Consider the following 20,533-nt stretch of genomic DNA (forward strand, 5'->3'; position numbering starts at 1 on the left):
ACAGCCATGTCTGTGAAAAACACGGCCCCTCGGTCGAGTACCCGTTCGTCGTCCCGCCCGGCCAACCGGTCGAGTAAGGGCTCGACGCCGGTCAAGAGACCGTCCACAAGCGCACGCCGCGCTGCCGAGACCGCCCCCGAGCGGACCGGCAGCGCTTTTCGTCCTGTGGGAAAGGCCGTGACCGGGATGTTTTCCGCGGTCGGCGACCTCGCCCGCCCGAAGGGCGCAGAACACCGCCCGAAGGAAGAACCCGAGAAGCCCACGACCAAGACTGAGGAGCCAGTGACAACGGAGGAGAGCCCCGACAACGACAGTCCCCGCCGCCACGACGGCATCGCGCTCGTCCTTTTGGGGCTTGCCGCGATCGTCGGCGCCTCGGTGTGGATGGACATCGCCGGGCCCATCGGCGCGGCCATCGCGACCGGCGTCCACGTCATCATCGGCGCCGGCGCGTTCGTCCTGCCGGTCGTGCTGGTGGCGCTGGCCATCGCGCTCATGATGGATATCCACCCGCCGCGCGCGGTCCAGGGCCGCGTGGCGCTGGGTGCGGTGCTCATCGTCGTCGGTATGCTGGGTCTTATCCACCTCTTCGCCGGCGACCCCGACGCCTGGGCCGAGCGCCAGCAGGCGGGCGGTGCGGTCGGCGCCTTCGTCGGTGGACCGCTGGCCCTAGGCTTTTCGACGTTCGTGGCCGTGCCCCTCCTCATCCTCGTGATCGTCTACGGCGCCCTTAGGGTCACCGGAATTACCGTCAAGGAACTCGTCGACCTCATCGGCGAGCACCTGCGCGGCGACGGCTCCGAGAAGGATAGCGACGAGTCCTACGACGAGTACGCCGACGTCGATCGCGAACTCGACGACATCGCCGAAGGCCGCAGCCCCACCCGGCGCCGTCGGCGCCCGAGCCCCCGGCCGCGGCGCACCCCGATGGAGAACTACCCGCCGGACGAGACCGCCCGGGCGGCCGAGCCGAGCCTGTTCGATGAGCCGCTGGACGTCGAGGAAGAAGACGAGCCCGGCACCGGTGCCGCAGCGGCCAAGGGCGCCGACACCGACACCATGCCCGCGGTGAAGAAGCCGGAGCCCAAGAAGCCCGCGCCGAAGCAGCCGGCCACCGACGCCGTCGCCAATTCGCGCGAGCAGATGCGCCAGGCGATCATCGCGCGCTCCGGGATCGATCCCTCCGCCGTGCCGGCGGCCACGCCGAAGAGCGAGGAGGAGACCGAGGCCCCGCAGCCCGAGGCCCGCAAGCCGGAATCCTCCGATGACTACACCCCGCCGTCTACCGATCTGCTCATCCCCGGCGAGGCCCCGAAGACCCGCACCGAGGCCAACGACCGCGCCATCGAGGCGATCACGGACGTTTTCGCCGAGTTCAAGGTCGACGCCCAGGTCACCGGCTTCTCCCGCGGGCCGACGGTCACGCGTTATGAGGTCGAGCTCGGCCCCGGCGTCAAGGTCTCCAAGATCACCAACCTGCAGCCGAACCTGGCCTACGCCGTGGCGACCGACAACGTGCGCCTGCTCGCCCCGATTCCGGGGAAGTCGGCCGTCGGCATCGAGGTCCCCAACGCGGATCGCGAGATGGTCCGGCTGGCCGATGTCCTCAACTCTCCGAGCGTTGTCGGCAACCACGACCCGATGCTCATCGGCCTCGGCAAGAACATCGAAGGCGAGTTCGTCTCCCACTCGATTCAGAAGATGCCGCACCTTCTGGTCGCGGGTTCGACCGGCTCCGGTAAGTCGGCGTTCGTCAACGCGCTTCTGGTCTCGCTGCTCACCCGCGCCACCCCCGATGAGGTCCGCCTCATCCTGGTGGATCCGAAGATGGTGGAGCTCACCCCGTATGAGGGCATCCCGCACCTGATCACGCCGATCATCACCCAGCCGAAGAAGGCCTCGGCGGCGCTGCAGTGGCTCGTCGAGGAGATGGAGCAGCGCTATTTGGACATGAAGTCCGCACGCGTGCGCCACATCAAGGACTTCAACGCGAAGGTCCGCTCCGGCGAGATTGAGGCCCCGCCCGGCTCCGAGCGGGAGATGCGCCCGTACCCGCAGATCGTCTGCGTCGTCGACGAGCTCGCCGATCTCATGATGACCGCCCCGAAGGAGATCGAGGACTCGATCGTCCGCATCACGCAGAAGGCGCGCGCCGCCGGTATCCACCTGGTGCTGGCCACGCAGCGCCCGTCCGTCGACGTGGTCACCGGCCTGATCAAGACCAACGTCCCGTCCCGGCTGGCGTTCGCCACCTCCTCGCTCACCGACTCCCGCGTCATCCTCGACCAGGCCGGCGCCGAGCGTCTCATCGGCATGGGCGATGCCCTGTTCATCCCGCAGGGCGCCGGCAAGCCGAAGCGCCTGCAGGGTGCCTTCGTCACCGACGAGGAGATCCAGGCCGTCGTCGACGCCGCCAAGGAGCAGGCCGAGCCGCACTACACCGAGGGCGTGACCGAGGACAAGGAGGCCGAGGCCAAGAAGGACATCGACGAAGACATCGGCAAAGACATGGACGACCTCCTCGAGGCGGTCGAGCTGGTGGTCACCTCCCAGTTCGGTTCCACCTCGATGCTGCAGCGCAAGTTGCGCATCGGCTTCGCCAAGGCCGGCCGACTCATGGACCTCATGGAATCCCGCGGCGTGGTCGGCCCCTCGGAGGGCTCGAAGGCCCGCGAGGTGCTGGTCAAGCCCGAGGAGCTCGAGACCATCATCTGGATGATCAAGGGCGCCGATCCCGCCGAGGCCCCGAAGGGCGTCGAGCTTGACGACGACACCGCCGCCACCAACGACGCCGAGCACGACAGTGACGGCGAGCAGGCGGAGACCCGCACGGTGAGCGCGACCTACAACCCGACCTCCGGCGCGGTGTAGCGCGGAAGGCCTTTAGGCGGTTAAGATGATCCGCTGTGTAAGGAGGGGAGTACCCCACCACCTGGCCTAGATCGTCAGCACGGCGGCTCGCGCGAGCCCCCGGTCGGGCCGGCCCACCTGGAAGTACCGGTGGGCGGGGGAGACCTCCGGTCACGAACATGCATTTTCGACCGGAGGACACTTTCATGTCTGTACCCCTGTGGATCTGGGCGCTCACGATCGCCGTGATCGCCGGATTCTTCATCTTCGACTTCGTCACCCACGTCCGCACCCCGCACGAGCCCACGCTCAAGGAGTCGGCCGGGTGGTCGCTGTTCTATGTCGCCTTAGCCCTCGCCTTCGGCGGCATCGTCTGGTGGCTGTGGGGCGGCGAGCACGGCATGCAGTACTTGACGGGCTATGTCACGGAGAAGGCCCTAAGCGTCGATAACCTCTTCGTGTTCGCCCTGATCATCGGCGCGTTCAAGATCCCTCGCCGTTACCAGCAGAAGGTGCTGCTCATCGGCATCGTCTTAGCGCTGCTCTTCCGCCTCGTGTTCATCCTGCTGGGCGCGGCCATCATCGAGGCCTGGTCGGATGTGTTCTACATCTTCGCCGTGTTCCTCATCTACACCGCGGTTAAGCTGTTCTGGGACGAAATCCAGGGCAACGAGGGCACCGACCCGCAGGACATGCGCGTGGTCAAGTGGCTCAACAAGGTCGTTCCGGTGACCAACCGCTACTACCGCGACCGGCTGTGGGTGCGCAAGAGCGGCAAGCTCTCCATGACCCCGCTGTTCGTGGCGCTGATGGCGATCGGCGCCGTCGATGTCATGTTCGCCTTCGACTCCATCCCGGCGATCTATGGCATCACCCAGGAGGCTTTCCTGGTCTTTACCACCAACGCTTTCGCGCTGATGGGCCTGCGCCAGATGTACTTCCTTCTCGACGGCCTGCTCGACCGCCTCGTCTACCTGCCTTATGGCCTGGCCCTCATCCTGGGCTTCATCGGAATCAAGCTTTTGCTGCACGCCCTGAACGAGAACAACCTGCCGTTTATCAACGGCGGCGAGGACGTCTCCGTGCCCGAGGTCTCCACGGTGGGATCGCTTCTGGTCATCGTCGGCGTCCTGGCCGTGACGATCGTCGCCTCTGTCATCCGCAACAAGCGTGACAAGGCCGCCGGCGCTGTCTCCGAGAAGAGCCTCAAGCAGGACTACGACGACTTCGGCAACGTCCACTACGTCGACGAGGACGGCTACATGGTCGACGAGGACGGCAACGAACTCGACTGGGATGGCCACAAGCTTGCCGAAAAGGGCGGCGATCCCACCGGCGGGCACGCGCACTAGAAGCCGCACTAAAAGCGTTGCGCGTGGCCGGTGGCCGGGCGGCAGTGAAGCCGGGGTAGGCTGAATACCCGTGAACGCAGGCAAGCAGAACCGGGTCGATGGCGCAGGCGAGCCGTCGAATTTTAACCTACCCAACATCCTGACGAGCCTGCGGATCATCTTCCTGCCGCTCTTTGTCTGGTTCATCCTGGAATCCGGCGACTCGCTGGGCTTCCAGTGGGCGGCGTTCGCCACGTTCGCTGCGCTGATGATCACCGACAAGCTCGACGGTGACATCGCCCGCGCCCGCGGGCTGATCACCAAGTTCGGCCAGATCGCCGATCCCATCGCCGACAAAGCTTTGGTCACCGCCGCGCTGGTCGGCCTCAACGTGATCGGGTGGCTGCCCGTGTGGATCACGGTGATCATCTTGGTCCGCGAGTTCGGCATCACCCTGTGGCGCATGGTGATGCTGCGCCGCGGCCTCGTGGTGCCGGCCTCGAAGGGCGGTAAGCTTAAAACCGCCCTGCAGACCCTGGCGATCGGGCTCTACCTCTTGCCGCTGCCGGGCTGGATGGACATCCCCACCTTCGTGGTGATGCTCGCCGCCACCCTCGTCACCGTGATCACCGGCGTGAAATACCTCGTCGACGCGAAGAAACAGAACTGATTAGGCCCCTGCCATGAATTGTGCCGCACGCCTCGTGAGCCTGCTCAGCACGCGCGCTGAGACCGTCGCCACCTGCGAGTCGCTCACCGCCGGGCTCGCCGCCGCCCGGATCGCCGATGTCCCCGGCGCCTCCCGCGTCCTTCGCGGAGGACTTATCACCTATGCCACCGACGCTAAGCACAGCCTGGCGGGCGTCGATAAGCAGCTTCTCGACGACTGGGGCCCCGTCGCCGCCGTCACCGCCGAAGAGATGGCCCGCGGCGCGCGCGAGAAACTCGGCGCCGACTGGGGCTTGGCGCTCACCGGGGTCGCCGGGCCGGACAGCCAAAACGGCCACCCGGTAGGTGAGGTGTTTATCGCGGTGGCCGGGCATTATCGGTGCGTGTCGGTGTGTCACCGTTTTTCGGGCGATCGGGCGGAGATTCGTCGGCAGGCGGTCGAGGCGGGGTTGAAAGAATTACTCGCCGAGATCCGGGAACAAAAAGAAAACATGCGACGTTGAAAGAGATGATGACGACCAAGACTGCATTATTGGATAACGCTGCCACCACAACTGCAACCCCGCGGCACTCGCCCATGCTGCTACGCCAGGCGCTGGGCACGACGCTGCGCATGTTCCGCGCGGACAAGTCGGTCACGCTGCGGGAGTTGGCGGAAGCCGCCAGCGTGTCCCCGGGCTACCTCTCTGAGCTCGAGCGGGGACGCAAGGAGGTCTCCTCCGAGCTGCTGGCGTCGATCTGCCACGCGCTCGAGGCGAGTGTGTCGGAGGTCCTCTTCGAGGCGGCCTCGACGATGGCGCTGCCGTCGGTCGAGGATGAACTCGCCAACACCGCTCCCGCTGCCGCGGAGTAGGTACAATAGGCGCCGATTGACTACCACGACGTGACCCAGAAAGGCCCCGGGAGACATGGCTAACCCCTTTGTCAAGGCATGGAAGTACTTGATGGCGTTGTTCGACTCGAAGATCGAGGAGAACGCTGACCCGAAGGTACAGATCGAGCAGGCCATCCAGGAGGCGCAGCGCCAGCACCAGGAGTTGTCCCAGCAGGCCGCTGCGGTCATCGGCAACCAGCGCCAGCTGGAGATGCAGCTGAACCGGCGTCTCGGGGAGATCGAGAAGCTGCAGGCGAACACCCGCCAGGCGCTCACCCTGGCGGACAAGGCCCGCAGCCAGGGCGATCAGGCGAAGGCTCAGGAATACGAGAACGCCGCGGAGGCTTTCGCCGCCCAGCTGGTCACCGCTGAGGAGAGCGTGGAGGACACCAAGAAGCTCCACGACCAGGCCCTGCAGCAGGCGGATCAGGCGAAGAAGGCCGTCGAGCGCAACTCCATGCAGCTGCAGCAGAAGGTCAACGAGCGCACCAAGCTGCTCTCCCAGCTGGAGCAGGCGAAGATGCAGGAGAAGGTCTCCGAGTCCCTGTCGTCGATGAACTCGATCACCTCGGGCAACACCCCGAATCTGGATCAGGTGCGCGACAAGATCGAGAAGCGCTACTCCACGGCGCTGGGTAAGGCCGAGCTGGCGCAGAACTCCGTCGAAGGCCGCATGGCCGAGGTCGAGCAGGCCGGCATCCAGATGGCAGGCCACTCCCGCCTCGAGCAGATCCGCTCCGAGATGAACCAGGAAAGCCAGGGCTCCAACCAGGTCGAATCCGGCCAGTCGCGAGATGCGATCGAGTCGGGTCAGAACCAGGCCCCGAATGTTGCCGACGATGCCGTCGCCCGCAAAATGCGCGAGCTGCGCGGAGACCAGTAAACGCTCACACCGCTTAGTCGCCGACGCCGCGGGCGATGAGCGCCTCGCCCAAAGCCCGCGCCCGGCGCACCGACCGGACGAGCACCGGCACCCCGAAAGCACCGATCGACAGGCCCGCCCCGCGGGCCTTTCGCGCATCTAAGGCCTCGTTGACTGTATCCAGCTGCAGCGGGATGAGCCTCAAGGTCAAAGACATCGCCAGCGAGATCGATTCCACCGGCACGCCCCAGCGTTGAAGCGGAGCCAGCGCGTCTTCGATGGCCTCCATGATCTCGGCGACGCGGGTGGAAAGCGTCAGCAAAGCGGCGGCGGCGATGGTGGTGATAAGGCTGACCACCAGCACGACGGCCACCTGCCAGTCGGCCTGCCACCACTGGAAGAGACCCAACAGCGCAACCACCGGCACCGCGGGCAGAATCTGGCCGGCGGCGGTGCGCGGCGGGATTTTTGCCACCACATAGCCGAGGGTGACCACCCCGGCCGCAATTGCGACCGTGAGCAGCCCGCGGGTGAAGAAGATCACCACGAGGATGAATAAGATCAAGCCTAGAAGCTTGATTCCGGAGTCTAGGCGGTGTAGTGGCGTGGTGCCGGGGACGTAGACGCCTAGGGGGATGCCATAAAACATCAGGCGTTATTCTCCATGGCGTGGATGTAGTGATCGATGACGGGCCCCGGCGCGCCGTCGCCGACGACCTGGCCATCGTCGATGCAGATGACGCGATCAAAGTCGCGCAGCAGGTCGAGGTCGTGGGTGACCACGATCAGCTGCTGGGAAAGCTCCCGAAAGCGCCGGGCGATGCTCAGGCGGTTGCGCAGGTCGAGCAGCGTGGTGGGCTCGTCGGCGATGATCAGCTGCGGGTCGACGACGATCACCGCCGCCAGCGCCAGCAACTGTTTCTGCCCGCCGGAGAGCGTATGAGGGGAGTCCTCGGCGTGTGCGGCGAGCCCGAAGTACTCGAGCACCGCATCGGCGCGCTCGCGGCGCGCGGCCTTCGGAAGTCCGCTGCGGCGCAGGGAAAACAGCACATCGTCGCGGACCTGGGGCATGACGATCTGGTTTTCGGCATCCGAGAAGACAAAGCCGACCTGGCGGCGTACGGCTTTGGCCTCGGAGGCGAGATTGAGCCCGTCGTAAAGCACCTCGCCGGTGGTGGGGGAGTTGAGGCCGTTGATGAGCCGGGCCAGCGTCGACTTTCCCGAGCCGTTGGCGCCGATGATGCCGATGCGGTGCTCGCTGAGCGTTAAGTTCAGGGGGCCGAGGATGCGGCGGGTGGCGTGGGGGTCGGCGTCGGTGCCGGCGTCGACGGTGACCTCGACGTCACGAAACTCGACGACGGCCATGACGCGACAGCAGATCGGGGAATGCGGCGTGCACGCCCAAGGCGATAAGGATCATGACGGCGACCTTAGCCGCATCCGGCAGAATGAACGGCAGCTGGGCCGCGAAGGCGGGCCCGAAGGCCATCTCCGCGCGGAACATGAGCCCGAACGCGCCGCAGACGTATTGCAGCGCCAAGGCGGTAACGCCGGCGAGGATGAACCAGCCGATCTGGGCGGCGCGCCGGCGGGCCGGGGCCTGGTAGGCGATAAGACCTGCCACCACCGCGGAGACCAAGTAGCCGACGAGGTAGCCGATGGTCGGGCCGGCCAGCGCGGCCAGCAGGGTGCGTCCGCCGGCCATGACCGGCAGGGCGAGGCCAAGCAGGTAGACGAGGGCGACCGTCAACAAGGCGCGCTTCGGGCCGAGGACGAGGCCGGTGAGGATGACCACGGCGTTTTGGATGACGATGGGCACGCCGGCGGAGCCTACGGGGATGGCGACGAAGGCGAAGACGATGATGAGTGCCGCGAAGACGGCGATGTAGGCGAGGTTGCCCACGGTAGAGCGGTTGTTCATGCGGATACCGTAACACTGAACGCCGTTCAGTGGTTGAACGAGGCTCGGGTGCCTTATGCTGGCGCGCATGCGATTGACCGACTTCCACCAACTGATGAGTGATGTCTTCGGCCCGCAGCAGGGTAACTGGATCGCGCACACCCACCACCTGCCGAAGCTCGGGGGAACGCCCGAAGAGCTTATCGACGGCGGCGTCAACCCCTCCCGCGTCTGGGATGAGATCTGCGAAGACTTCGACGTGCCGGATAATCAGCGCCTCGGCATCGACCGGCCGGGGTTTTAGGCGACACGCGCGGGCCCGTGTACGTGTTCGAACGCATGTGCGTGTAAGTTAGGGGTTCGTGACCGGGGTGTCCATTAAAGTTTCGGCACGACAGGGATCCGTCCCGGGCGGTACGGAGTCTCAGTAGAAGAGACCGATTAACCAACCTTCAGCAAAGGGGAATGCCAGATGGCTAAGAAGAACGCCAAGACCCAGGCGAATGCGGGCGGTGACCGCCAAAAGGCGCTGGACGCCGCACTGTCGATGATCGAAAAGGACTACGGCAAGGGCGCGGTCATGCGCCTAGGCGATGAAAACCGCCCGCCGGTGCGCACCATCTCCTCGGGTAACACCGCCATCGACGTCGCGCTCGGCATCGGCGGCTTCCCGCGCGGCCGCGTCGTCGAGATCTACGGCCCGGAGTCCTCGGGTAAGACCACCGTCGCACTCCACGCCGTCGCGGAGGCGCAGAAGGAGGGCGGCATCGCCGCGTTTATCGACGCCGAGCACGCCCTCGACCCAGACTACGCCAAGAAGCTCGGCGTGGACACGGACAACCTGCTGGTCTCGCAGCCGGATACCGGCGAGCAGGCCCTCGAGATCGCCGACATGCTGGTGCGCTCCGGGGCGATTGACATCGTGGTCGTCGACTCCGTCGCCGCCCTGACCCCGAAGGCCGAGATCGAAGGCGAGATGGGTGATAGCCACGTCGGCCTGCAGGCCCGCCTCATGTCGCAGGCTCTGCGCAAGATGGCCTCCGCGCTGTACAACTCCGGTACCACCGCCATCTTCATCAACCAGCTGCGCGAGAAGATCGGCGTCATGTTCGGCTCCCCGGAGACCACCACCGGCGGTAAGGCCCTGAAGTTCTACGCCTCGGTGCGCTGCGACATCCGCCGTATCCAGACCCTGAAGGACGGCCAGGACGCGATCGGCAACCGCACGCGCATGAAGATCGTGAAGAACAAGGTCTCCCCGCCGTTCAAGGTCGCCGAGTTCGACATCATGTACGGCGAGGGCATCTCGCGCGAATCCTCGATCATCGACATGGCGGTGGAAAACGGCATCGCCAAGAAGTCCGGCTCCTGGTACACCTACGAGGGCGACCAGCTCGGCCAGGGCAAGGAGAAGGCCCGCCAGTTCTTGAAGGACAACCCGGATCTCGCCGACGAGCTGGAGCGCAAGATCTTCGCCAAGCTCGGCATCGGCGGCGCCAGCGAGGAAGAAGAGAAGGAAGACATGTCGGTCCCCGGCGTCAACGACGAGGGCTTGAGCGACGAGCCAGTCGACATGGTCCCCAACGTCGGCTTCGATGACGAGGACAATGACTAGTGAGCGCATCGAGCGCCTGCGCGAGGCGATAGCCGACTACCAGGCCAGCGGGAAAGGAACGCTCTTCGACCACGAGGCTGAAGAGGCCCGCGCGGCAGTGCGCTCGCGTGCCCTCGGCCTGCTCGACCAGCGCGGCCGCTCCCGCCACGAGCTGCGCGAGCGCCTCATCGCCGCCGAGTTCGCCCCCGAGGTCATCGACGCCGTGCTCGACGACTTTGAGCGCACCGGCCTCATCAACGACGAGGTCTTCGCCCGCGAATGGGTCCGCCAGCGCCACCAGCGGCGGAAGAAATCGGCGCGCGTCCTCGACTTAGAGCTCCAGGACAAGGGCGTCGGCGCCGCCGAGCGCGCCAGCGCCTTGGCCCAGATCGACGAAGACGACGAGGAAGCCACCGCCATAGAACTCGCCCGCAAGAAGGCCCGCTCGGTGAAAAACGTGCCCGGCGACTACGCCGAATACCAGAAGGTTCTGCGCCGCATCGTGGGCGTGCTCGCCCGCCGCGGCTTTAACGAGGCCATGAGCCTGCGCATCGCGCGCGCCGAGCTCGAGCGGCGCCGAGAAGAGCTCGCCGAGGGTTAGGTCGGCGGCAGGCGCGCAGTTACAATAGCGGGTTGTGGTGGAGCAGACTGAGACGAACAACGAGAACCCGCGCACCTACGAGGTGCGCACCTTCGGCTGCCAGATGAACGTGCACGATTCCGAGCGCCTGTCCGGCCTCCTAGAAGACGCCGGATACGTCGCCGCGGATGCCGATACCGAGCCCGACCTGGTCGTGTTCAACACCTGCGCGGTGCGCGAAAACGCCGACCAGCGCCTCTACGGCAGCCTCGGCAACCTCAAAAACACCAAGAAGAACCACCCGGGCATGCAGATCGCCGTCGGCGGCTGCCTCGCCCAGAAGGACCGCGACACCGTCCTAGACAAGGCCCCCTGGGTCGACGCGGTCTTTGGCACCCACAACATGGGCTCGCTGCCGGCCCTGCTCGAGCGCGCCCGGCACAACGACGAAGCCCAGGTGGAAATCGTCGAATCCCTCGAGGAATTCCCCTCCGTTCTGCCAGCCAAGCGGGAGTCCGCCTACGCCGGGTGGGTCTCCATCTCCGTGGGCTGCAACAACACCTGCACCTTCTGCATCGTGCCCAGCCTGCGCGGCAAGGAAGAAGACCGCCGGCCCGGCGACATCCTCGCCGAGGTTCAGGCCCTCGTCGATCAAGGCGTCAGCGAGGTCACCCTCCTGGGCCAAAACGTCAACGCCTACGGCGTGCACTTCTCGGATCCGGACCTGCAGCGCGATCGCTCGGCGTTCTCGAAGCTGCTGCGTGCCTGCGGTGATATCGAGGGCCTCGAGCGGGTGCGTTTTACCTCCCCGCACCCCGCGGAGTTCACCAGCGACGTCATCGACGCCATGGCCGAGACCCCCAACGTCTGCCCGCAGCTGCACATGCCGCTGCAGTCCGGCTCCGATCGCATCCTCAAGGCGATGCGGCGTTCCTACCGCTCCCGGAAGTTCCTCAACATCCTCGACGAGGTCCGCGAGAAGCTCCCGCACGCCGCGATCACCACCGACATCATCGTCGGCTTTCCCGGCGAGACCGAAGAGGACTTCCAGGCCACTCTCGACGTCGTCGAGCGTGCCCGCTTCAGCAGTGCGTTTACTTTCCAGTACTCGCCGCGCCCGGGTACCCCGGCCGCCGAGCTCAATGATCAGATCCCCAAAGACGTGGTCCAAGAGCGTTTCGAGCGGCTGGTGGCCCTGCAGGATCGCATCGCCGCCGAGGAAAATGAGAAGCTTCTCGGCACCGAGGTCGAACTGCTCGTCCAGGAGGGCGGCCGCAAAAACGACCGCACCCACCGCCAATCCGGGCGCGCCCGCGACGGTCGCCTCGTCCACTTCGACCCGGCAGGTAACACCGACGGCGAGATCCGCCCCGGCGACGTCGTCACCGTCACGATCACCGACGCCCGCCCGCACTTCCTCATCGCCGACAGCGGCGTGCACACCCACCGCCGCACCCGCGCCGGCGACATGTCCGCGGCCGGTAAGGTGCCCACGACCGCGCCCATCGGCGTCGGCCTTGGCATGCCGAAGATCGGCCAGCCGGTAGGCTGACACAGAAACCCACACCAGAAGGGAAGGCACGAGCACAGTGTCCGAGTCCACCCAGGATGCCCTGGCACTCGCGCGAGAAGAGAAGAAGGCCGCCCGCCGCATGAACCTCAGCGGTTTTCGGTGGATGCTCATCACGGCCGTCATCATCTGGGGCGCCTACCTTATCTTCCCGCACTCCGGATCCACTCGCGGCTACGAGATCACGTTCCTGCTGCCGTCGGCACGCGAAGGCAACGTCCAGATCACCGAGTTCATCTACGCCATCCTCATCGGCCTTGGGCTGGGGGTCTTCAGCACCCTCGTGCTGATTACCGAGCGGGCGGTCTTCGGCCTGATCGCGTGGATGCTCAGCACCGTCGGGCTGTTCTACTCGATCTTCGCGATCTGGTTGCGCCAGACCGGCCCCGGCGCCGCCGAGAACGACGGCGTGTCCATCGGCATGCTCTTCAGCGTTTTCGGCGTCGCCCTCGCCGTGTTCGCGTATTGCTGCGTGGCGCTGCGCCGCGACCCCGAGCAGCGCATCATCGCCGAGGCCCGCTCGCGCAACGACAACCTCGACGAGGTCGGCCGCGCCCAGCGCGAACTGCTCGACCGCGAGCGCGAGCAGAACCCCTTGCTTATCGACGACCGCCGCCAACGCGCCGCCGAGCGCCACCGCAAGAACAACACCTAGCCGGTGGCCACCCATCCGCGCGCCACGTCGATGGTGCGCGGGCGATAGGGGGCGTAGAGCGCCTGTGAGGCATCATCGGTGCCGGCGGCGGAGGCATACATCGTCTCCACCCGCGGATACTCCCGGCGCAGCCGGGCGATCGCCTGCGTCAAAGCCCGGCGCGCCAGCCCGCGGCCGCGTCGGGCTCGCTTCGTGGTGGTCATCCCGAGCTCTGCGACCTGCGTGGTGGGATCGGCGCGCAGGGTGATCTCGCTGAGTGCTAGCACCTCGCCGCCTTGCACCAGGAGGGTGAGAAGCTGCCGGTCACCGCGATCGCGCAGCCGCGCGGCGGCCTCCTCCAGCCGCCGGGTATCCCAGGACTGCGGGGCCAAGTCCAGCTCGCCGTTGTCGATGTCCGCGGAGGCCTGGCTGAGCAGCTCGGCGATCTGGGGCGCATACTCAGAGCGCGCGCCGAAACCCTGGAGGAAGACTGCGTCCGCGGCTACCGGAACATCGTTCTCGGGAACCGCCATCGCCGTGGTCGTCAGCGTGACCGCCGGGCGAAAAGGCGCCGGGGGAGCGGGCTCGCTGACATCGGTGAACACCACGAAGCGGCGCCGATCGAAGTGCGTCGCGGCGATCTTTCGGCCGTGGGATAAAAGCTCATCGCGAATCGCGCGGGCCTGGTCATCCATCTTCTCGCCGGGCAGCGGCAGATACTGCGCGTCCAGGGTGACGTCGAGCTCGGCCAAGTCAGTGTCTTCGAGCAGCGGCAAGGAGATGAGTAAGAACCCGGCGACCTCGACGTCCGTATCGGAGCCCGTCGCCGCCAACAGGCCGTACCCCAGCTCGCCCGTGGGAGCGAGGATGGGGGTGACGGTGTCGTCGACAAGCGCGAATAACGCCACATCCGACTCCGCGGAGCCCTTGAGCCGGGTGAGCACCTGCTCGGCGGTCACCGAGGCGGCCGCGTCCCCGCTGGCCTCCTGGGCCTCGAGGTTGGCCATGAACACGAAGGTGCGCACCACGTCGCTGGGCGCGCGGCCGGGCTGCGGGCGGGAGATCTCCAGCAGGCGCATTACTCGCCGGCGATAGCCTGGCGCGCGGTCTGCGCGAACTGGCGCCACTGCTCGGCCTGGGCCTTCAGCTCGGCGGCCTTCTTCTCGTTACCCTTCTGCGCGGCCTGTTCGGCCTGGGCCTCGAAATCCGCGACCTTCTTCTCGAACTGCGCGGCCCGCGCCTCGGCCTCCGGGTCGGTGCGGCGCCAGCGGGCGTCCTCGGCGTCGGCAACCCGCTTCTCGACGGCCGCAATCTTCTCCTCATACTCGCGTATGCGGCTGCGCGGCACGTAGCCGATCTCGTCCCACTTGTCCTGCAGCTCGCGCAGCTTCGCCTTGGCCTGATCGATGCCCTTGTCCGGCTCGATGAGAGGGGAGTACTCCGCGATGAGCGCGTCCTTCGCCTCGGCGTTGGCCTCGTAGGCGCGATCGCGCTCGGCGTTGACGGCGTCGCGGGCGTTGAAGAAGTGGTCCTGGGCGGCGCGGAAACGGTCCCAGAGCTTGTCGTCCTGGTCGCGCTGGGCGCGCCCGGCGGCCTTCCACTCGGACATGAGATCGCGGTACTTGCGCGCGGTCTCCTTCCACTCCGTGGAGTTCTGCAAAGCCTCGGCGCGCTCGATGAGCTCTTCCTTCTTCGCCTTGGCGGAGGCACGGTTACGATCCAGCTCCGCGAAGTGCGCGCCGCGGCGGCGGTTGAAGCTATCGCGGGCGCGCGAGTAGCGCTTCCACAAAGCATCGTCGGTGGCGCGGTCGATGCCCTTGATGGCCTTCCACTCATCTAAAATGGCGCGGATGCGATCGCCGGCGGCCTTCCACTCGGTGGAGTTCTCGGCGATGTCCTCGGCCTCGGAGGCGAGTGCCTCCTTGCGCTCGATCGCCTCGGCGCGGCGGCGCTGGCGGTTTTCGTTCTCCTTTTCGCCGGCGCGCGCGGCGTGCTCGATGACCTGGCCAAGGCGGCGATCCAACGCGGCGAGATCCCCGATGACGGCGGCCTCATCCAGCGAGGCGCGCAGCTGCTCAGCCTGCTTCGTGATCGCGGCCGCGTCCTCCGGGTGCGCCTTCACGCGGGCCTCTAGGAGCTCGACTTCGGTGGCGAGGTCGTCGAAACGCGCGCCGAAGTGGGCAAGCCCCTCGGCGTGGCTGCCGGCCTGCCAGGAGCCGATCGCGCGCTCACCGTCGCCGGTGGTGACGTAGACGGTGCCGTCGTCGGCGATACGCCCGAACTTCGCGGGGTCATTGCTGATCGGGGAGCCGACGGGCACCGGCGACGGCGTGGGCCGTGCGGGGCGCCCGGGGGTGGGTTTGGGACCCGGCTTCGGGCCCGGCTTCGGTCGCGGGGAGGGAGTGTGCGGATCGGTCAAAGCAATCGTCCTCATTTCCTGTGTAGCCGCGCGTCACGGCTGCCTGCGCAGTTCTTACTAACATACCGTGTCACCAGTCGCGGTGGGGTGCTTCGATAGGCTGGGGTGCGTGCATACCGTCGTCGTTATTCCCGCCAGCCCCGCGCTGGTGGAGGAGCTCGCCCCCCGCGATCAGGCCTCGCGCGAGCTGGTGGCGGCTGCGCGAGAAGTACTTGGCGGCGCCCCGCACACCGCCGGCATCGACCTGGTCGCCTCCCGCGCCGAGCGCTACTACACCGCCCATACCGGCAGCTTCGCGGCGTGGGGCGCCCCGGGGGTTACCGTCGGCGCCGGCCACTACTTACCTGAGCTCATCGCCCGCTATGTCCTGGGAGACAAGCTCTCCGCCGCGATCCTCGAGGTGCGCTCTAAGCTGGCCACCCCGCGGCCAGAGAGGCTGACTGTCGTGGTCACCGACGGCAGCGCTGGGATGACGCCGCGCGCCCCGCTGGCGCTTCTCGACGACGCCGCGGCTGCCGACACCTTCTGCCGCAGCGCACTGACCACCCGACCCGAGCGGATCTGGTCCGTGGCCGAGCTCGAGGCGGCCGGGGTGCCGGATGTTTCGCTGTGGCGGGAGATGGCGGGCGTCGAGAAGCGGGGCCAGCTGCACGCTGTGGATACCGCGACGGGCGTGGCGCGCTACGTCGCCAGCTGGGAGGGCGAGCCGTGATCCGCCCGCTGGCGATTGTCGGGCCGACCGCCTCGGGGAAATCCGCGCTCTCGCTCGATGTGGCCGAAGAACTAGGTGGCGAGATCGTCAACGTCGATTCCATGCAGCTCTACCGGGGCATGGATATTGGTACGGCGAAGGTCCCCGTCGCCGAGCGTCGCGGCATCCCGCATCACCTCTTCGATATCTGGTCGGTCACCGACAACGCCTCGGTCGCGGACTACCAGGCGCGTGCCGTCGCGGTCGTCGAGGAGATCATTGCGCGCGGGCGCACGCCGGTCATGGTCGGCGGGTCGATGCTGTACTACCAGTCGCTCATCGACGACTGGCGCTTCCCGCCCACCGACCCGGCGGTCCGGGCGCGCTACGAGGAGCGCCTTAGAGAGGTCGGGATCGAGCGCCTGCACGCCGAGCTCGCCGAGATCGACCCCGAGGCCGCCGGCATCATCGAAGACCGCGACCCGCGGCGCACCGTGCGCGCCCTCGAGGTCATCGAGCTCACAGGCAAGCCTTTTCGGGCCTCGCAGCCGCCGAAAAACGCCCGTCCGCGCTGGGATAGCGTGATCGTCGGCCTGCGCACCACCCCTGAGTGGCTCAACCCGCGTATCGAGGCGCGCACCCAGCAGATGTTCGATGCCGGTTTCGTCGACGAGGTTCGCCACCTCGTTGATTCTGAAGGTTTGATCGCCGAGTCCACCGCCGGCCGGGCGATCGGGTATGCGCAGGTGCTCGACTATTTCGCCGGCCGGATGAGCCTGGCAGAGGCCCAGGAGCGCACCACGACGGGCACGCGGCGCTACGTGCGCCGGCAGCGCTCCTGGTTCAAAAGAGATCAAAGGATCCACTGGTTGGAAGCGCACACGGCTGATGCCCGCCAGGCGTTAGAATTTCTCGCGTGATACCGATCCGATTCGCCAAGGGACACGGAACGCAGAACGATTTCGTGATCCTCACCCAGGCCCAGCACGGCCTAGAGCTTAACCCAGAGCTGGTCGCCGAGATCTGCGATCGCCGCCGCGGCATAGGTGCCGACGGGCTGCTCAACGTCGATCGCCGCGACGATGCGTGGTTTATGGACTACCGCAACGCCGACGGCTCGGCCGCGGAGATGTGCGGCAACGGCGTGCGGGTCTTCGCGCACTGGCTGGCCACGCGTGAAGGGCTGTCCGGCGACACTTTCGAGATCCTCACCCGCGCGGGCCTGCGCACAGTCCGGATGGGGCAGTGCTCGCCCACCTGCGCGGAGGTGACCGTCGAGATGGGCCCGGCCGAAGTCACCGGCGTCTCCACCGCGCAGATGGGGGATTTCCGCTTCGCCGGCCTCGGGGTTGATGTGGGCAACCCGCATCTCGCGGCGGTGATCCCGGGGCTTACGCCGACCGGTCTCGCCGAGCTGGAGCTCAGCCCGCCCGCCTACGATGAAGATTTCTTCCCTCAAGGGGTCAACGTCGAGATCCTCACCCCGCTGCAGGACGATACGGTGCACATGCGCGTGATCGAGCGCGGCGTCGGCGAGACCCGCTCGTGCGGGACCGGCACCGTCGCCGCCGCCCGCGCCGCGCTCGCCGACGCCGGGCGCGCAGAAGGCCGCGTGAGCGTGAATGTCCCCGGCGGGCGGGTCGAGGTGGACATCGCCGAGCAGTGCCTGCTGACCGGCCCCTCGCGCATCCTCGCCGAGGGAGAGTTCTATCTCCTAAGGCCCTAGCCGGCGGCCGGCGCGCCGGGCCGCCACCCAGGCCTCGCGCAGGCAGAGGGCGCGGCCGTCGGTGACCGAGAGCAGGTTCTCTAGCTGCGCGGCAGTCAGCCCGGGATCCGCGGTGCGCGCGGGCAGGCGGTGTAAGAAACGCCGCGCCGTGGCGGCCTCGAAGTGGAAGCGGGCGATGTCCTCGTCGGGGCTGTCGTCGTTAAGCAACGCCGGGCGCCGCAGCGTGCGATCGGCGATGGACTCCGCATCCTCGCCGAGAGCGAAGCGCTCGTACTCGTCGAGGACCTCGCGGATCTCATCGGCCGATAGCTCGATGGAGGTGCGCAGGGCGGCGAGCTGCTGGTCACGATCCGGGCGGTGCATAACCAGCACGGTGATGCCCACCAGCGCGGCCGCCAACACCATCCCGGGGAAGCGCCCGAACACGACGAGCGCGGCCGCCAGGCAGGCGACCACTACCCAGATGACTAAGTGTTGGCGCTGGATCACGATGACCTTTCGGTAGCATCCGCTCAGTGCCCGCCGCAGCCGCAGCTGCCCCCGCAGCCACAACCGCCGCCGACCGGCTGGGTGACCTGCCCGGTCAAGATACCCGAGGCGGTGAGAACCATATCCTTGTGCGGCAACTGTGCGGCATCCGGCAGGCAGACGTCGAAGGCGAAGGCACCGTCGACGGTGGCGTGGATGAAGCGCTGGCCGGTCAGCTGGTTGTGCCGGTAGTTCGCATCGAGGATGCGGGCGGTGAAGCTTATGTGCGCATCCGGGACGCGGGAGCCATCCGAGGCCGCGATGATCTCCGCGCCCGGCGAGGAGATTTCGCCGGGCTCACTGCCGGCGGAGGCGGCATCGGCGTGCAGCGAGTAGGAATCCACCAAGGCAGTCACGCCCAGCTCCTGCCACTGCTGGGTATCCAGGTCGGCGAGCAGCGGGCCCTGGGCAAGGTTGAGCGCCACGCCCGTCATGACCGCGCCGTTCGGGGCGAGCACCTCGCAGTAGGCGAGGACATCGTTGACCATGGTGACGTTGCCGTAGGTGCGCGTGACCGAGTCGAAGCCCGCGTACGTGGCGAAAGGCTCCACGGCGAGGATGTTGATGACGGCGCCGGAGGCGTCGCTGTACTGTACGAGCTGCCCGCCGCGTACCTCACCGATCACCGCTAGCTGGTTCGTGCGGATGGCGGCCTCGACGGCGTCCTGGAAGTTATCGAAGCCGAGGCCGATACTCTTCAAATCGGTTGTCATGCTTTCTTAGCCTAACCGGCACACGCCGAGGCCGGCGAGTTGACCCGCGTGGAATACTCTTAAGGGAAATGACGAATCCTTTCCACTCTGATAACGCATCGGAGCACGACTCACTCATTGATCGCGCCTTCCGCGACAACGCTCCGCAGCCCGCGTACCGCAGCGACGATAAGCCCGCGCCCACTACCGGCGAACTCGACCTCGAAGAGCGCGACGCTTTTCGACGCGTCACCCGCCACACCGGCATCCGCTCCACCGACCACGACGACATCACCGAGGTTGAGTACCGCAAGCTGCGCCTCGAGCAGGTCATTCTCGTCGGCGTGTGGACGGAAGGCACCACCGCCGAAGTCGAGGCCAGCATGGACGAGCTCGCCGCGCTGGCCGAGACCGCCGGCGCCGAGATCCTCGAGATGCTCTACCAGAAGCGCGACAAGCCGGACCCGGGCACCTACATCGGCTCCGGCAAGGTCACGCAGCTGCGCTCGATCGTGGAGGCGACCGGGGCGGATACCGTCGTCGTCGACGGTGAGCTCTCGCCGGGCCAGATGATCGCACTCGAGGACAAGCTCAACACCAAGGTCATCGACCGCACCATGTTGATCCTCGACATCTTCGCCCAGCACGCGAAGTCCAAGGAAGGCAAGGCGCAGGTCTCGCTCGCGCAGATGGAATACCTCTACACCCGCGTGCGCGGCTGGGGTGGCAACCTCTCGCGCCAGGCCGGTGGCCGCGCGGGCTCCAACGGCGGCGTCGGCCTGCGCGGCCCGGGTGAGACGCGTATCGAGGCCGACCGTCGGCGCCTGCGCCAGGAGATGGCGAAGCTGCGCCGCGAGCTGCGCGGCATGAAGACCGCCCGCGAGGTTAAGCGCTCGAGGCGCCGCGATTCCACCACCCCGCAGATCGCGATTGCCGGCTATACCAACGCCGGCAAGTCCTCGCTGATCAACGCGATGACCGGCGCGGGCGTGCTCGTCGAAGACGCGCTGTTTGCGACCCTGGATCCCACCACGCGTCGCGCCGAGCTTCCCGACGGCCGCGCCATCGTCTTCACCGACACCGTCGGCTTCGTGCGTCACCTGCCCACCCAGCTGGTCGAGGCGTTCAAGTCGACCCTCGAGGAGGTCTTGGGCGCCGATCTCATCCTGCATGTCGTCGACGGCTCGGATCCTTTCCCGCTCACCCAGATCGAGTCGGTGAACAAGGTCATCTACGACATCGTGAAGGAGACCGGCGATGAGGTCCCGCCGGAGATCATCGTCATCAACAAGATCGACCAGGCCGACCCCTTGGTGCTCGCCGAGCTGCGCCACGTCCTCGATCGCGACAACGTCGTTTACCTCTCCGCGCTCACCCACGCGGGCGTCGACGAGCTGACCACCCGCATCGAGCAGTTTCTGAACTCCCTCGACGTGCGCACCACGCTGCTGGTGCCCTTCACCCGCGGCGACGTCGTCTCCCGCGTGCACGAGGAGGGCACCGTGCTCACCGAGGACTACGACTGCGCCGGCACGCTTCTCGACGTCCGCCTGCCCGCCCGCGTCGCCGAGGAGTTGCGGGAGTTCGCCCGCGAGGACGCTTAGGCACTAACA

Annotated in this window: 22 protein-coding genes; 15 read left to right on the forward strand and 7 right to left on the reverse strand. The window is 67.0% G+C overall.

The features are described from left to right. The first annotated feature begins 6 nt into the window (after positions 1–6). From C3B44_RS04605 to C3B44_RS04630, 6 genes are all read left to right on the forward strand, one after another. Positions 7–2,871, forward strand: a complete 2,865-nt coding sequence (locus C3B44_RS04605; RefSeq protein ID WP_108431350.1) for an FtsK/SpoIIIE family DNA translocase — start codon at positions 7–9, stop codon at positions 2,869–2,871. Between the two features lie 185 nt (positions 2,872–3,056). Beyond that, entirely contained in the window at positions 3,057–4,202 is a 1,146-nt protein-coding gene (locus C3B44_RS04610; RefSeq protein WP_108431351.1) for a TerC family protein, read from the forward strand. Positions 4,203–4,272: 70 nt separating this feature from the next. Further along, positions 4,273–4,851: a CDP-diacylglycerol--glycerol-3-phosphate 3-phosphatidyltransferase gene (gene pgsA, locus C3B44_RS04615; protein ID WP_199222452.1), complete on the forward strand. Its 579-nt coding sequence runs from the start codon at positions 4,273–4,275 to the stop codon at positions 4,849–4,851. Positions 4,852–4,864: 13 nt separating this feature from the next. Further along, entirely contained in the window at positions 4,865–5,353 is a 489-nt protein-coding gene (locus C3B44_RS04620; protein ID WP_108431353.1) for a CinA family protein, read from the forward strand. A gap of 8 nt (positions 5,354–5,361) precedes the next feature. Beyond that, positions 5,362–5,703, forward strand: coding sequence for a helix-turn-helix domain-containing protein (locus tag C3B44_RS04625; protein ID WP_108432554.1), 342 nt, complete (start codon positions 5,362–5,364; stop codon positions 5,701–5,703). A gap of 55 nt (positions 5,704–5,758) precedes the next feature. After that, positions 5,759–6,607: a PspA/IM30 family protein gene (locus C3B44_RS04630; protein WP_108431354.1), complete on the forward strand. Its 849-nt coding sequence runs from the start codon at positions 5,759–5,761 to the stop codon at positions 6,605–6,607. A gap of 13 nt (positions 6,608–6,620) precedes the next feature. Here the strand turns inward: C3B44_RS04630 and C3B44_RS04635 are convergent, their stop codons facing one another. The 3 genes from C3B44_RS04635 to C3B44_RS04645 are packed head-to-tail and all read right to left on the reverse strand — an operon-like array spanning position 6,621 to position 8,507. Continuing rightward, complete coding sequence (locus C3B44_RS04635) at positions 6,621–7,235, reverse strand: energy-coupling factor transporter transmembrane component T family protein (RefSeq protein ID WP_108431355.1); 615 nt, start codon at positions 7,233–7,235, stop codon at positions 6,621–6,623. Continuing rightward, on the reverse strand, positions 7,235–7,951 hold the full coding sequence (locus tag C3B44_RS04640; RefSeq protein ID WP_108431356.1) for an energy-coupling factor ABC transporter ATP-binding protein: 717 nt from the start codon (positions 7,949–7,951) through the stop codon (positions 7,235–7,237). The genes C3B44_RS04635 and C3B44_RS04640 overlap by 1 nt, the downstream gene beginning before the upstream one ends. After that, complete coding sequence (locus C3B44_RS04645; RefSeq protein WP_108431357.1) at positions 7,929–8,507, reverse strand: biotin transporter BioY; 579 nt, start codon at positions 8,505–8,507, stop codon at positions 7,929–7,931. The genes C3B44_RS04640 and C3B44_RS04645 overlap by 23 nt, the downstream gene beginning before the upstream one ends. Before the next feature lie 67 nt (positions 8,508–8,574). Here C3B44_RS04645 and C3B44_RS04650 point away from each other — a divergent pair, with 67 nt between their 5' ends. From C3B44_RS04650 to C3B44_RS04670, 5 genes are all read left to right on the forward strand, one after another. Then, positions 8,575–8,790, forward strand: coding sequence for a DUF3046 domain-containing protein (locus C3B44_RS04650; protein WP_108432555.1), 216 nt, complete (start codon positions 8,575–8,577; stop codon positions 8,788–8,790). Positions 8,791–8,958: 168 nt separating this feature from the next. Continuing rightward, positions 8,959–10,101 carry a recombinase RecA gene (recA, locus tag C3B44_RS04655; protein ID WP_108431358.1) on the forward strand — a complete coding sequence of 381 codons (1,143 nt, stop codon included), beginning with the start codon at positions 8,959–8,961 and terminating at the stop codon, positions 10,099–10,101. After that, on the forward strand, positions 10,094–10,681 hold the full coding sequence (gene recX / locus C3B44_RS04660) for a recombination regulator RecX (RefSeq protein WP_235840483.1): 588 nt from the start codon (positions 10,094–10,096) through the stop codon (positions 10,679–10,681). The genes recA and recX overlap by 8 nt, the downstream gene beginning before the upstream one ends. 34 nt (positions 10,682–10,715) lie before the next feature. Beyond that, complete coding sequence (gene miaB, locus C3B44_RS04665) at positions 10,716–12,212, forward strand: tRNA (N6-isopentenyl adenosine(37)-C2)-methylthiotransferase MiaB (protein WP_108431360.1); 1,497 nt, start codon at positions 10,716–10,718, stop codon at positions 12,210–12,212. Between the two features lie 37 nt (positions 12,213–12,249). Further along, positions 12,250–12,885, forward strand: a complete 636-nt coding sequence (locus C3B44_RS04670; protein ID WP_235840484.1) for an Rv2732c family membrane protein — start codon at positions 12,250–12,252, stop codon at positions 12,883–12,885. Here the strand turns inward: C3B44_RS04670 and C3B44_RS04675 are convergent. Beyond that, complete coding sequence (locus tag C3B44_RS04675) at positions 12,882–13,943, reverse strand: GNAT family N-acetyltransferase (protein ID WP_108431361.1); 1,062 nt, start codon at positions 13,941–13,943, stop codon at positions 12,882–12,884. The genes C3B44_RS04670 and C3B44_RS04675 overlap by 4 nt on opposite strands. Continuing rightward, positions 13,943–15,298 (reverse strand): DUF349 domain-containing protein, encoded by a 1,356-nt coding sequence (locus C3B44_RS04680; RefSeq protein WP_108431362.1) that lies wholly within the window; start codon positions 15,296–15,298, stop codon positions 13,943–13,945. Before C3B44_RS04680 ends, C3B44_RS04675 begins: the two co-directional genes overlap by 1 nt. Positions 15,299–15,392: 94 nt before the next feature. Here C3B44_RS04680 and C3B44_RS04685 point away from each other — a divergent pair, with 94 nt between their 5' ends. The 3 genes from C3B44_RS04685 to dapF are packed head-to-tail and all read left to right on the forward strand — an operon-like array spanning position 15,393 to position 17,700. After that, positions 15,393–15,995, forward strand: coding sequence for a hypothetical protein (locus C3B44_RS04685; protein ID WP_108431363.1), 603 nt, complete (start codon positions 15,393–15,395; stop codon positions 15,993–15,995). Beyond that, positions 15,992–16,894 carry a tRNA (adenosine(37)-N6)-dimethylallyltransferase MiaA gene (miaA, locus tag C3B44_RS04690; protein ID WP_108431364.1) on the forward strand — a complete coding sequence of 301 codons (903 nt, stop codon included), beginning with the start codon at positions 15,992–15,994 and terminating at the stop codon, positions 16,892–16,894. The genes C3B44_RS04685 and miaA overlap by 4 nt, the downstream gene beginning before the upstream one ends. A gap of 5 nt (positions 16,895–16,899) precedes the next feature. After that, positions 16,900–17,700: a diaminopimelate epimerase gene (dapF, locus tag C3B44_RS04695; RefSeq protein ID WP_108432557.1), complete on the forward strand. Its 801-nt coding sequence runs from the start codon at positions 16,900–16,902 to the stop codon at positions 17,698–17,700. On the opposite strand, the gene C3B44_RS04700 is transcribed toward dapF, so the two are convergent. Both C3B44_RS04700 and C3B44_RS04705 read right to left on the reverse strand, forming a co-directional pair. After that, positions 17,689–18,189 (reverse strand): hypothetical protein, encoded by a 501-nt coding sequence (locus tag C3B44_RS04700; protein ID WP_235840486.1) that lies wholly within the window; start codon positions 18,187–18,189, stop codon positions 17,689–17,691. The genes dapF and C3B44_RS04700 overlap by 12 nt on opposite strands. A 23-nt stretch (positions 18,190–18,212) precedes the next feature. Beyond that, entirely contained in the window at positions 18,213–18,941 is a 729-nt protein-coding gene (locus tag C3B44_RS04705) for a hypothetical protein (protein ID WP_108431365.1), read from the reverse strand. A gap of 68 nt (positions 18,942–19,009) precedes the next feature. On the opposite strand from C3B44_RS04705, the gene hflX reads away from it, so the two are divergent. Continuing rightward, positions 19,010–20,524: a GTPase HflX gene (gene hflX, locus C3B44_RS04710; protein WP_108431366.1), complete on the forward strand. Its 1,515-nt coding sequence runs from the start codon at positions 19,010–19,012 to the stop codon at positions 20,522–20,524. Positions 20,525–20,533 lie beyond the last annotated feature (9 nt).

The sequence above is a fragment of the Corynebacterium yudongzhengii genome, assembly GCF_003065405.1.
In the GTDB taxonomy this organism is placed as follows: domain Bacteria; phylum Actinomycetota; class Actinomycetes; order Mycobacteriales; family Mycobacteriaceae; genus Corynebacterium; species Corynebacterium yudongzhengii.

Bases quoted from the DNA above. Each gene is read 5' to 3' on its own strand.
- C3B44_RS04705 (WP_108431365.1), bottom strand. From the start codon at position 18,941: ATGACAACCGATTTGAAGAGTATCGGCCTCGGCTTCGATAACTTCCAG.
- C3B44_RS04640 (WP_108431356.1), bottom strand. From the start codon at position 7,951: ATGGCCGTCGTCGAGTTTCGTGACGTCGAGGTCACCGTCGACGCCGGC.
- C3B44_RS04635 (WP_108431355.1), bottom strand. From the start codon at position 7,235: ATGTTTTATGGCATCCCCCTAGGCGTCTACGTCCCCGGCACCACGCCA.
- C3B44_RS04610 (WP_108431351.1), top strand. From the start codon at position 3,057: ATGTCTGTACCCCTGTGGATCTGGGCGCTCACGATCGCCGTGATCGCC.
- C3B44_RS04625 (WP_108432554.1), top strand. From the start codon at position 5,362: ATGACGACCAAGACTGCATTATTGGATAACGCTGCCACCACAACTGCA.
- C3B44_RS04675 (WP_108431361.1), bottom strand. From the start codon at position 13,943: ATGCGCCTGCTGGAGATCTCCCGCCCGCAGCCCGGCCGCGCGCCCAGC.
- recX (WP_235840483.1), top strand. From the start codon at position 10,094: ATGACTAGTGAGCGCATCGAGCGCCTGCGCGAGGCGATAGCCGACTAC.
- hflX (WP_108431366.1), top strand. From the start codon at position 19,010: ATGACGAATCCTTTCCACTCTGATAACGCATCGGAGCACGACTCACTC.
- recA (WP_108431358.1), top strand. From the start codon at position 8,959: ATGGCTAAGAAGAACGCCAAGACCCAGGCGAATGCGGGCGGTGACCGC.
- C3B44_RS04630 (WP_108431354.1), top strand. From the start codon at position 5,759: ATGGCTAACCCCTTTGTCAAGGCATGGAAGTACTTGATGGCGTTGTTC.
- C3B44_RS04645 (WP_108431357.1), bottom strand. From the start codon at position 8,507: ATGAACAACCGCTCTACCGTGGGCAACCTCGCCTACATCGCCGTCTTC.
- C3B44_RS04620 (WP_108431353.1), top strand. From the start codon at position 4,865: ATGAATTGTGCCGCACGCCTCGTGAGCCTGCTCAGCACGCGCGCTGAG.
- C3B44_RS04605 (WP_108431350.1), top strand. From the start codon at position 7: ATGTCTGTGAAAAACACGGCCCCTCGGTCGAGTACCCGTTCGTCGTCC.
- C3B44_RS04650 (WP_108432555.1), top strand. From the start codon at position 8,575: ATGCGATTGACCGACTTCCACCAACTGATGAGTGATGTCTTCGGCCCG.
- C3B44_RS04680 (WP_108431362.1), bottom strand. From the start codon at position 15,298: ATGAGGACGATTGCTTTGACCGATCCGCACACTCCCTCCCCGCGACCG.